Here is a 10,931-nt window from a genome sequence, read left to right on the forward strand (position 1 = left end):
GAAGGCGAAGAGCGCGACGGAGCCGGCCCGCAGCATGCGGCGCGGGCGCAGGCGCAGGGCGAGCAGGCCGCCGATGACGGTGCCCGCGCCGAGCGCCGAGTTGACCAGGCCGTACGCGCGCGGCCCGTGCTCCTGGGTCACCTGGGTGGCGACGAGCGGGACGGCCGGACCCCAGGTCCCGATCATCAGGACGCACCAGATGGCGATGACGCCCCACAGCCAGGTCCGGGACCGGAACTCCCGCCAGCCCTGCCCGAGGTCCTTGCGGAAGCCGTTGTTCGCGGGCCGGCTGTCGGGGGCGGCCGGGGGCAGGCGCAGCAGCACCAGGCACAGGCCGCTCAGCGCGTACGTTCCCGCGTGGGCGGCGAAGACCAGGCCCGGGGAGGCGAAGGCGACGAGCATGCCCGCGACGGCGGGACCCGCGAGCTGCGAGCCGGACTCGGCGACGCGTATCGCCCCGTTGGCCGCCTGGACGTCGTCGGCGAGGCGGGGCACGGTGCTGGCGACGCCGGGCTGGAAGATCGCGGAGGCCGCTCCGTTGACGGCGCCGATGACGCAGATCTCCCAGAGCACGACGTGCCCGGTGAAGAACATGACGGCGGCGAGGGACTGGCTGATCAGGCGGGTGGCGTCGGCGCCGATCATCAGCAGCCGGGTGCTGAACCGGTCCGCGAACACCCCGCCGAAGATCACGAGCCCGGCGAAGCAGGCGACGGACGCGGCCATCGCGAGGCCGACGGCGCCCGCCCCGTATCCGTACTGCAGCAGCCCCGCGGCCAGTGCCACGGGAAGCATCGTGTCGCCGAGTTTGGCGACGGCCCGCGCCGTGAAGAACAGTCCGAAGTCCCGTGACCAGATGCCCCGCCTGCCGGACGGAGCCGGGCCCCGTCCTCGCCGCAGGAGACGACGGCCGCCGGACGGCTCCGTCGCGTCACCGGTCCCTGCCGCCCGCCCGACGCCTGTGCCATTCATGCCGTCGATGTCGCCGATCTCGTCCCCGCCCATGCCCGATCCGTCCCCTGCAGCATCGCGTCACCCGCCCTTACGGGCGGATCATGCCACGCTGCCGGGGCTCGGCCCACGGAGTTTCAGCCCGTGGCCGGCAGGCCCAACTCCGGGTGTGCGTCGAGCAGTCGGGGCGGGGCCGCCTGCCGCCAGGAGTCGGTGAGGATGGCGCGCAGCTCGTCCGTGTCGTCGAGCGCGGCGAGCCGGGCGCGGACCCAGGCGAAGGACGCCTCGTGGTCGGCGATCCAGAACTTCTTCGGCTCCGCCAGGACCAGTTCGTCGCGCTCCTCCTTGGGGCAGCGCACGGCGATGGACGTCTCCTCCTCGGGCAGCGTCACGAACATCTTTCCCGCCACCCGGAACGTGGGCATGCTCCAGGCGATCTTCTCCGTCGTGTCCGGCAGGGACAGGGCGATGGTGCGTACATCCTCGGCGTCGGGCATGGGGAAACCGTAGCCAACGGCACTGACAAAGGCGGACAACGGCCTGGTCAGGGCACGCGCTTGTCCAGCCATGCCGTGAGGTCGTCCTGGACCTCGTCGCGGACGGTCTCGTTGAGGATCTCGTGGCGCGCGCCCTCGTAGCCCTTCCAGGTGAGGTCGGTGACGCCCACGTAGCGCAGGTCCTCCAGGAGTTCGTGGACGAGGGTCATGCGCTGGTTGCAGGGGTCCTCGGTGCCGACCGCGACGTGGATCGGGAGGTCGGCCGGGATGCGGGCGAGGTGGGCGGGGTCGTTGATGCGGCGCACCGCGCGGACGAAGTCCAGGGACAGGCCCGCCGAGAAGGGGAAGCCACAGCGTTCGTCGGCCACGTAGGTGTCGACCTCGGCCTCGTCCCGCGAGAGCCATTCGAATCCGGTGCGGTGCGGGAAGGGGTCGTTGAACGAGGCGAAGAGGTCGGGGACGAAGGAGGAGATCGCGGCGCGGCCGGTGCGGGCGATGTCCGCTTCCAGGGAGGCGATCGCGCCTTCGTTGTCCGCGCCGGGCAGCGAGCGGAAGGTGCCGGAGAGGATCACGCCGACGAGGTCGTCCGCGTACCGCTGCGCGTAGTCGCGGGCGAGCAGCGAGCCGAGGCTGTGGCCGAGGAGCACGAACGGGACGTTCGGGTGCAGCGCCCTGGCCTGGTCGCCGATGGCCTTCAGGTCCTCGACGATCGAGACCCAGGCGTCGACCGTGCCGGGTTCCTCGTCGTCGGTGACGCCGTAGCCGCCGGTGGTCGCGGCGGTGGCGCCGTGGCCCCGGTGGTCGGAGGCGATGACGGCGTAGCCGTGCGCGGTGAGGTGGCGCGCGAACCGGTCGTAGCGCAGGCCGTGTTCGGCGGCGCCGTGGGCGATCTGCACGAAGGCGCGGGGCCGGCCGGTGTCGGGCAGCCAGGTGTACGTGGCCACGGCGGCGCCGTCGCCGGTGCTCAGGGCGGTGGTGGTGTACGCGGGGGTGGTCATGGGCGACTCCTTGTCGTGGGCGGGTGTGCGGGTGTCCTCCACCTCTCCCCTGCCCCGTCGGCCGTCATTCCTGCCGCTTGCCGGTTCGGGCGTACGCCGGTTGCGCCCCCGTGGCCTTTCACGTGCATCGAAGTGCTGAGTGCCGGGGTGAGCGGTGCGGTCAGGCGAGGGTGGCCGGCTCCCGTACTCCGGGGCGCTTGTAGAAGAGCGTCGTGGGGCGCGGGACGCCCGCGGGGTCGGCGGCGTAGTCGGGGATGACGCCGACCGTCGTCCAGCCCGCCGACCGGTACAGCGGCTCGGCGGGGCTGCCCGTCTCCGTGTCGAGCACGAGGAGGGTGATGCCGGCGTCGGCGGCGGCCCGCTCGGCGGTCGCGAGCAGGGTGCGGGCGAGGCCCTTACCGCGCGCCGACCCGTGCACCATCAGCTTGAGGATCTCCGCGCGGTGGCGGCCGTTGGGCCAGTCGTTGAAGGCGAGGGAGACGGTGCCCAGGCAGCGGCCCGAGGCTTCGTCCAGGGCTGCCCAGACGGCGAGGGCACCGCGTTCCACGGCGCTCGCGCGTGCGCGCCACCAGTCGGCGGCGGCCGCGGCCGTCAGTCCGTCGAGGAAGCCGAGGGAGGCGCCACCGTGCACGACGTCGGCAAGCAGATCTCCCAACTCAGGTACAAGAGAGGGGAATTGAGACGGTGTCAGGAGTCTTACGGGCAGCGCCGTCACGGCAGCACCACCACCAGCGCGTAGCGCACGGCCTGGGGTCCGGGGCAGTGGAAGTGCGTGGGCCCCCACAGGCGGAAGCGCAGGCAGTCCCCGGCGTCGAGGGTGTGGACGGTGCCCTGCACCGTGAGGGCGAGGCGGCCGTCGAGGACCCAGATGTGCTGCTCCAGGCCGGGGACGGGCGGCCGGTCGTAGACGATGTCGGCGTACGGTTCGAGGTGACCCTCGACCACTTCGGCGCGCAGCCCGGCGAGCGGCGGCGACACGGAACGCCGGACGAAGCCGCTCGCCTCGTCCTGCCACACGGGCTGCTCGGCGACGCGCACGACCTGGGCCGGGGCGGATTCGACCTCGCTGAGCAACTGCGACATGGTGCGCCCGTACACGGCGCACAGCCGGTTCAGCAGGGCGGCGGTCGGACTGATCTCGGCGCGTTCGGCGCGGGACAGGGTGGAGCGGCTCACGCCGCTGCGGTCGGCCAACTCGCCCAGGGACCAGCCATGTTCGGACCGCAGCTCCGCCAGCCGTGCGCCGAGCCGGGCGTCGACCGGGTCGGTCTCGGCGACGACGGTGGCGGCCTGGGCCGCCGAGGCGCCCGGGACGCCTCGGGGAACCGGGGGGACTTCACTCTCGCGTCTCATATTCGGCATGCTATCCCGTATATGAAACAGCGGTGTCGGGAAGGATCGCGACGGGGCGCGGGAGTGGTCATGAAGGACCGCGAGGGTGATCACAAGGGGTCGCGGAGGCGATCGCAAGGGATCGCCCGGCATCACCGAGGGCGGTACCGGCCTCAGGAACGATCCGGGGCGTCGATGATGGCGCCGCTCTTGTCGAGGGTGTGGGTGCGCCAGTACACGTCCCACTTGTCGTCGACCTTCCTCGGCACCTTGCCCTCCGGGTAGCGCACGTATCCCGACGGCGGCTTCTCGTCGTCCGGGACGCAGGCCGACCCGGTTCCGCCCACGGTCATGACGGGGTACTCGCCGTGGGAGCAGATCGCGTCCCTCAGGTCGAGGGAGCAGCCGGCGAGGGCCACCACCGCGGCCGCGCCGGCCAGGGCTGCGAGGAGCGGGTTCACCCTGCGGGACATGTGCACGATCGCCTCCGGTCGTTCGTTCTTGTCCCTCTACCCTGTCGGCCGGCCGCTGCCGGGCCCTGAGTAGGCGTACTCACAACGGCGGGCAGGGATGCTCAATGCGCTGCCGTCGGCCCGGGGCGGGCGCTCAGGCCGCGGCCGCCTCGCCCAGCGCGTCCAGGACCGGGCGGATCAGCGGATGCGTCTCCGCGCCGTGGCGGACCGCCGCGAACACCTTGCGCGTGGGGGCGACGCCTTCGATGGGGCGCACGACGACCTCGGCGAGGTCCATGCCGACCAGCGCGGAACGCGGCACGAGGGCGACCCCGGCGCCCGCGGAGGCCAGGGCGACGACCGCGCGGAAGTCGTCCGAGGAGTGCTCGAACTCCGGGGAGAATCCGGCGTGTTCGCAGGCCAGGACGACCACGTCGTGGCACGGGTTGCCGGGGTAGGGGCCCATCCAGGTGTCCTTCGCCAGGTCGCCGACGGGCACCCGCTCGGCGTCCGCGAGCCGGTGCGCGACCGGCAGCACCGCGTCGAAGGGCTCCGCGTAGAGCGGCACCCGCGTGATGCGGTCGTCGTCGGCGCCCGGGGCGCCCCGGTACTCGACGGCGACGGCGACGTCGATGCGCCGCTCCAGGAGCATCGGCAGGCTGGCATCGCCCTCCGCGTCCTGGACCCGGACGCGGATGCCGGGCGCGGTCTGGGCGAGGCGGGCGAGGGCAGGCCCCACCACCAGGCCGATGCCGGTCGCGAAGGAGGCGAGGGTCACCGTGCCCGCCGCGCCGTTGCTGTACGCGGCGAGTTCCGCCTCGGCCCGCTCCAGCTGGGCGAGGACGGCGTTCGTGTGCGTGAGCAGGATCTCGCCGGCCGCGGTCAGCCGGACGCCGCGGGCCCCGCGCTCGACCAGCTTGTGGCCCGTCTCCTGCTCCAGGGCGGTCAGCTGCTGGGAGACCGCGGACGGGGTGAGATACAGCGCGGCGGCAGCCGCCGTGACCGTGCGGTGGTCGGCCACCGCACGGAGGATGTGCAGCCGCCGCGCTTCGATCATGTCCCCGATTGTCCCAAACCGGTCAGCCGAGCTGCGCGCGGGCCTCGACGAACGCGTCGACGGCCCGGTTCACGTCCTCGGTGGAGTGCGCGGCCGAGAGCTGGACGCGGATACGGGCCTGGCCCTGCGGCACGACCGGGTACGAGAAGCCGATCACGTACACGCCGCGCTCCAGGAGCAGCTCGGCCATGCGGCCTGCGACGGAGGCGTCGCCGATCATGACGGGGGCGATGGCGTGGTCGCCGGGGAGGATGTCGAAGCCCTCCTGCGTCATCCGCGTACGGAACAGCTCGGTGTTCGCGGCGAGGCGCTCGCGCAGGTCACCGGCGGACTCCAGGAGGTCGAGGACCTTCAGGGAGGCGGCGGCGATGACGGGGGCGAGGCTGTTGGAGAACAGGTACGGGCGCGAGCGCTGGCGCAGCAGGGCGACGATCTCGGCGCGGGCGGCGACGTAGCCGCCGGAGGCACCGCCGAGGGCCTTGCCGAGGGTGCCGGTGATGATGTCGACGCGGTCCATGACGCCGTGCAGCTCGGGGGTGCCGCGGCCGCCGGGGCCGACGAAGCCGACCGCGTGGGAGTCGTCGACCATGACCATCGCGTCGTGGCGCTCGGCGAGGTCGCAGATGTCGGCGAGCGGCGCGACGTAGCCGTCCATGGAGAAGACGCCGTCGGTGACGATCAGCTTGCGGCGGGCGCCGGAGGCCGCCTTGAGCTGGGCTTCGAGGTCGGCCATGTCGCGGTTCGCGTAGCGGAAGCGCTGGGCCTTGGACAGGCGGATGCCGTCGATGATCGAGGCGTGGTTGAGGGCGTCGGAGATGACCGCGTCCTCGGGGCCGAGCAGCGTCTCGAAGACGCCGCCGTTGGCGTCGAAGCAGGAGGAGTAGAGGATCGTGTCCTCCTGGCCGAGGAAGGAGGACAGCCGCGCCTCCAGCTCCTTGTGGACCTCCTGGGTGCCGCAGATGAAGCGGACGGAGGCCATGCCGTAGCCCCAGCGGTCGAGGGCCGCGTGGCCGGCGGCGATGACCTCGGGGTGGTCGGCGAGACCGAGGTAGTTGTTGGCGCAGAAGTTCAGCACCTCGCCGGGGCGGCCGCCCGCGGTGACGCCGACGGTGGCGGACTGGGGGGTGCCGATGACCCGCTCGGGCTTGTGCAGGCCCGCGGCGACGATCTCGTCGAGGGTGGCCTGGAGGTCTTCGCGTACGTTGTCGAACATGCCGGGAATCCTTACGGGCGTGGGGAGTTCAGGAGGTCCAGTCCAGGATGACCTTGCCGCCGCGGCCGCTCGCCGCGTCGTCGAAGGCCGCCTCGAAGTCCGTGTGGGCGTACCGGCCGGTGATCACCGGGGCGAGGTCGAGGCCGCCCTCCAGGAGGACCGACATGGCGTACCAGGTCTCGAACATCTCGCGGCCGTAGATGCCCTTGATGGTGATCATCGAGGTGACGATCCGGGCCCAGTCGACGGCGAACTCCTGCGCCGGCAGGCCGAGCATGGCGATCTTGCCGCCGTGGGTCATGTTGGCGAGCATGTCGCGCATCGCGGTGGGGTTGCCGGACATCTCCAGGCCGACGTCGAAACCTTCGCGCAGGCCGAGCTCGCGCTGGCCGTCGGCGATGCTCCGGGAGGAGACGTCGAGCGCGAGGCTGACGCCGATCTTGCGGGCCAGGTCCAGGCGCTCCTCGCTGACGTCGGTGACCACGACGTTGCGGGCGCCGGCGTGCTTGGCGACCGCGGCGGCCATCAGGCCGATCGGTCCGGCGCCGGTGATGAGGACGTCCTCGCCGACGAGCGGGAAGGACAGCGCGGTGTGCACGGCGTTGCCGAACGGGTCGAAGATCGCGGCGACGTCGAGGTCGACGGGGACGCGGTGCACCCACACGTTGGACGCGGGCAGGGCCACGTACTCGGCGAACGCGCCGTCGCGTCCGACGCCGAGGCCGACCGTCGCGCGGCACAGGTGACGGCGCCCGGCGAGGCAGTTGCGGCACTTGCCGCACACGAGATGGCCCTCGCCGCTGACGGTGTCGCCGATGGCGATGTCGGCGACGTCGCGGCCGGTCTCGACGACCTTGCCGACGAACTCGTGGCCGACGACCAGCGGCGCGTCGATGGTCGACTGCGCCCAGCCGTCCCAGCTGCGGATGTGCAGATCGGTGCCGCAGATGCCGGTCCGCTCGACCTTGATCAGTACGTCACCGGGGCCGATGGACGGCTCGGGCACGTCCGTCAGCCACAGTCCCGGTTCGGCCTTCTCCTTGACCAGTGCCTTCAACGGTTCGGCTCCTGTCGTCCCGCATCCGGGCAGCGCGCAGCCGCCCGGATACCGGAAAGGGGGTGAGATGCAGAGGTGGCGACCGTCCGCCGCCGCCCCCGACTCTCGCGCACGAGGCCGCCCCGGGTCCATCGAGGATTTCTTAAGCGGCGCCGCAGCTTTCCTACAGGCCGCCGGGGTTTCCCGGCCCGCGCACCCGCTCACGTACGGGCTTCGCGCACCTGTCCGCGCGCGAAGTACGCGACGAGTTCCGCATCGAGGTCCGGGACCTCGCGCGGCGTGCCCCCGTCGCGCAGCGACTCGGTGGCGCGTACACCGGCCGCGACCGCCATGCGGGCGGCGACCGGCGAGGTGTCGGTGCTGCCGCCGTCGCGGGCGAACCGGACGAACTCGTCGATGAGGAGCGGATCGGCGCCGCCGTGGCCCGCGTTGTCCTCGGCGTCCGGAACCGGGTACGCGGCGTCGGCCTCGGCCCGGTAGGTGGAGCGGCGCGCGTTCCACACCTTCACCACTCCCCCGGGACCGTCGCCGAAGTTCTCCAGCCTGCCCGCGTCACCGATGACGGTGTAGTTGCGCCAGTAGTCCGGTGTGAAGTGGCACTGCTGGTAGGCGGCCAGCACCCCGTTGTCCAAACGCATGTTGACCAGCGAGACGTCCTCGACGTCGATGACGGGGTTCAGTCCGCTCTGGGTGGCCGGCGGCCAGTGGCCGTCGCGCGTGTACCAGTCGTCGTGCTTGGCCTCGCCGGGTGCGCGGCGGTGCGGGTTGTCGCCGTAGACCATGAGGTCGCCGAGGGCCTGCACCTGCCGGGTGTACCCGCGTCCCAGCCAGTGCAGTACGTCGATGTCGTGGGCGGCCTTCTGCAGCAACAGGCCGGTGGTGTACTGGCGTTCGGCGTGCCAGTCCTTGAAGTACCAGTCGCCGCCGTAGCCGACGAAGTGGCGTACCCAGACGGTCTTGACCTCGCCGATCTCGCCGCGGGCGATGATGTCGCGCATCAGGCGCACGACCGGCATGTGGCGCATGTTGTGGCCGACGTACAGGCGGGTGCCGGTCTCGTACGCGGTGCGCAGGAGCGCGTCGCAGCGTGCGATCGAGATGTCGAGGGGCTTCTCGACGAAGACCGGCTTGCCCGCCTCCAAGGCCTCGCGGGCCACGTCGGCGTGGGTGTGGTCGGGGGTGAGGACGAGGACCGCGTCGACGTCGGAGTCGCCGATCACCTTCTTGTGGTCGCTGGATATCAGCGCGCCGGGGAACGCCAGGGCCGCTTCCGTGCGCGCCGCGGCGTCGTGGTCGGCGAGGGCGACGACGCGCGAGCCCGCCCCGGGCCGGTGTGCGGTGCGCGCGAGCGTGCCGCGCAGTCCGAAGCCGAGGACACCGAGCCGCAGGTCGCGGGGGACGTCGGTCATGGCGTCACCACCTTTCTTGTACGGGTCATGGAAGCACGGCGGTGCCGCGGGCCCCCCGGACCCGTGGCACCGCCGCGCGGTGCGGGGCGCCCCGCTACGGGTGTACCTGGACCTGGGCGAGGCCCACGCGTGCGGTGCCCGTCAGCTGGATGCGGACGTAGCGGGCGTCGGTGTCGGTGTCCAGGACGGTGGGGCGCAGGGCCTTGCCCGGGACGTGGAGGGTCGTGGCGTCGGAGAAGTCGGCCGTGGACGCGAGCCGCACGTCGAAGCCGGCCGTGGTCATCGACGCGTCGTTCCAGACCTCTACCTGGCCCACGTGGTGGTCGGCGCCGAGGTCGACCTGCCACCAGGCGCCCGCTTCGGCGAGCGTGCGGGTGTCGGTGGAGGTGTCGCCGTCGACGGCCTGCGCGGCCGCGCCCGTGCCGTCGGTGGAGGACTGGGTGGCCGTCCCCGCTCGGGCCAGGTCGGGGCGGAGCTGTTCGACGCGGCCGTGGCCGTCGGCGCCGGCCGCCGCGGCGACCGCGAGCGCCTGCGCGGGGAGCCGTTCCAGCCTGGTGTGGTTGTCGGTCATGGTGGAGCCCGTGCCCGCCATGGCGGGGGCGTCGGTGTCGGTCCAGTTGCCGGTGGCGTGGTTGTCGATGCCGTAGTCGGCCCAGTTGGAGATCCACTTGTAGCCGAGGCGGGTCAGCACGTTCCCGGAGACGGTGAGGTGGCTGGACTGTTCGTCGAGGTAGATGCCGTTGCCGTCGCGTTCGGTGTTCCCGTACGCACTGCGGTTGATGTAGTTGCCGGAGATGACGGTGCCGGGCTGGGCGCCCTGGGTGTAGACGGCTCCGCCGTCGTGCTGCTCGTCGGCGACCTTCATGACGTTCGTGATCCGGTTGTTCGTGACGCGGTTGTCGCGCAGCACGGACCGCTGGGCCTCGGGCTGGTTCCAGCCCCAGCCGATCGAGATCCCGGAGTACGGCAGGTCGTCGAGGGTGTTGTGGTCGATGACGGTACCCGCCTCGTAGCCCGCCCAGATCCCGACGGCGTCCGTGAACTCCACTCCCGTGGCGTGAACGGTGTTGTACGAGACCGTGTTGCGGGCCCCTGTGAGTTCCGGTGCGGGCAGGGGTTCCGTGTCGCCGATGTAGGCGGCGCCGGAGGACAGGTCGCTGAAGCGGGAACGGGTCAGTGTCGAGTCCTGCGTGCCGTGTTCGAAGACGGCGCCCGCGCCGCCGAGGTGGGTGAAGGTGGCGCCGGTGACCGTGACGTTCCGGCCGCCGCGCACGGTGAGGGCGGCGGCCGGCTTCGTGTAGTAGCGGCCGGCGTGGTCGACGGGGCCCGTGGCGCCGGTCAGGGTGAGCCCGGCCTGCATGCCCGCGTAGCCCTCGTCGGTGGACGGCTGCCGGTACGCGGCGTACGCGAAGCCGATGCCGCTGACCGTGACGTCGTGCGCGCCGTCGAGGGTGAGCAGGCCCTCGGTGGCCGGCGTGACGGCCTTCGCGTGGCGCATGTCCTCGCCCTTTCGCGGCAGGTAGGTGACCGTGCGCCTGGCCGAGTCCCAGACGAACTCCCCTGGGGTGTCGAGGAGTTCGGGGGCGTTCTCGAAGTAGGCAACCTGGGTGTAGCGGGCCGAGTCGACGGTCGTGGAGTCCCAGGCGGGGCCGGTGCGGTCGGTGCCGGAGGCGGAGTTGGTCCAGCAGGGCTGGGCGAAGGTCATGGCGTCACCGCTGACGGAGGCGATCCGGCAGTGGTAGTTGCGCCACCGTACGCGGATGACGGCCTCGGCGTCGGTGGGCCGCGCCCAGTGCGCGATGCCGGTCTTCGTCGCGCCCGTCATGCCGGTCTTGGTGGCGTCGCAGACGGCGGCGGCGCAGGACTCGCCGCGGGCGCGCACCGCCCGCTTCCCGTCGACGAAGAGCTGGCGCGGGGTGACGCCCGCGGGCGCCTTCGTGGTCCAGGTGCCGTCGGCGTTGCGGG

The 10,931-nt window shown here is 72.2% G+C and carries 11 protein-coding genes; all 11 read right to left on the reverse strand.

Annotated elements, in window-relative coordinates; all coding sequences use genetic code 11:
- Positions 1-1,005: MFS transporter (locus tag G3I40_RS06085; protein WP_239091569.1), on the reverse strand; the 1,005-nt coding region annotated here is incomplete at its 3' end.
- An 83-nt stretch (positions 1,006-1,088) separates the two neighbouring features.
- Positions 1,089-1,448: an MmcQ/YjbR family DNA-binding protein gene (locus tag G3I40_RS06090; RefSeq protein ID WP_164301130.1), complete on the reverse strand. Its 360-nt coding sequence runs from the start codon at positions 1,446-1,448 to the stop codon at positions 1,089-1,091.
- 47 nt (positions 1,449-1,495) lie between these two features.
- Positions 1,496-2,446, reverse strand: coding sequence for an alpha/beta hydrolase (locus tag G3I40_RS06095; RefSeq protein ID WP_164301131.1), 951 nt, complete (start codon positions 2,444-2,446; stop codon positions 1,496-1,498).
- Positions 2,447-2,606: 160 nt separating this feature from the next.
- Entirely contained in the window at positions 2,607-3,101 is a 495-nt protein-coding gene (locus G3I40_RS06100; protein WP_164301132.1) for a GNAT family N-acetyltransferase, read from the reverse strand.
- A gap of 56 nt (positions 3,102-3,157) precedes the next feature.
- Positions 3,158-3,799 (reverse strand): helix-turn-helix domain-containing protein, encoded by a 642-nt coding sequence (locus G3I40_RS06105; protein ID WP_164301133.1) that lies wholly within the window; start codon positions 3,797-3,799, stop codon positions 3,158-3,160.
- A gap of 152 nt (positions 3,800-3,951) precedes the next feature.
- Positions 3,952-4,251, reverse strand: a complete 300-nt coding sequence (locus G3I40_RS06110; RefSeq protein ID WP_164301134.1) for a hypothetical protein — start codon at positions 4,249-4,251, stop codon at positions 3,952-3,954.
- Positions 4,252-4,384: 133 nt separating this feature from the next.
- Entirely contained in the window at positions 4,385-5,287 is a 903-nt protein-coding gene (locus tag G3I40_RS06115) for a LysR family transcriptional regulator (protein ID WP_164301135.1), read from the reverse strand.
- 22 nt (positions 5,288-5,309) lie between these two features.
- Positions 5,310-6,500, reverse strand: coding sequence for a glycine C-acetyltransferase (locus G3I40_RS06120; RefSeq protein WP_164301136.1), 1,191 nt, complete (start codon positions 6,498-6,500; stop codon positions 5,310-5,312).
- Between the two features lie 28 nt (positions 6,501-6,528).
- Positions 6,529-7,557, reverse strand: coding sequence for an L-threonine 3-dehydrogenase (gene tdh / locus G3I40_RS06125; protein WP_164301137.1), 1,029 nt, complete (start codon positions 7,555-7,557; stop codon positions 6,529-6,531).
- Between the two features lie 200 nt (positions 7,558-7,757).
- Positions 7,758-8,966 (reverse strand): Gfo/Idh/MocA family oxidoreductase, encoded by a 1,209-nt coding sequence (locus tag G3I40_RS06130; RefSeq protein WP_164301138.1) that lies wholly within the window; start codon positions 8,964-8,966, stop codon positions 7,758-7,760.
- Positions 8,967-9,060: 94 nt separating this feature from the next.
- On the reverse strand, positions 9,061-10,931 hold a 1,871-nt coding region (locus G3I40_RS06135; RefSeq protein ID WP_164301139.1), incomplete at its 5' end, for a right-handed parallel beta-helix repeat-containing protein.

Source organism: Streptomyces sp. SID14478, from assembly GCF_010548525.1.
In the GTDB taxonomy this organism is placed as follows: Bacteria; Actinomycetota; Actinomycetes; order Streptomycetales; family Streptomycetaceae; genus Streptomyces.

Coding starts and splice junctions, on each gene's coding strand:
- G3I40_RS06090 (WP_164301130.1), bottom strand. CDS start 1,448: ATGCCCGACGCCGAGGATGTACGCACCATCGCCCTGTCCCTGCCGGAC.
- G3I40_RS06095 (WP_164301131.1), bottom strand. CDS start 2,446: ATGACCACCCCCGCGTACACCACCACCGCCCTGAGCACCGGCGACGGC.
- G3I40_RS06105 (WP_164301133.1), bottom strand. CDS start 3,799: ATGAGACGCGAGAGTGAAGTCCCCCCGGTTCCCCGAGGCGTCCCGGGC.
- G3I40_RS06110 (WP_164301134.1), bottom strand. CDS start 4,251: ATGTCCCGCAGGGTGAACCCGCTCCTCGCAGCCCTGGCCGGCGCGGCC.
- G3I40_RS06115 (WP_164301135.1), bottom strand. CDS start 5,287: ATGATCGAAGCGCGGCGGCTGCACATCCTCCGTGCGGTGGCCGACCAC.
- G3I40_RS06120 (WP_164301136.1), bottom strand. CDS start 6,500: ATGTTCGACAACGTACGCGAAGACCTCCAGGCCACCCTCGACGAGATC.
- G3I40_RS06130 (WP_164301138.1), bottom strand. CDS start 8,966: ATGACCGACGTCCCCCGCGACCTGCGGCTCGGTGTCCTCGGCTTCGGA.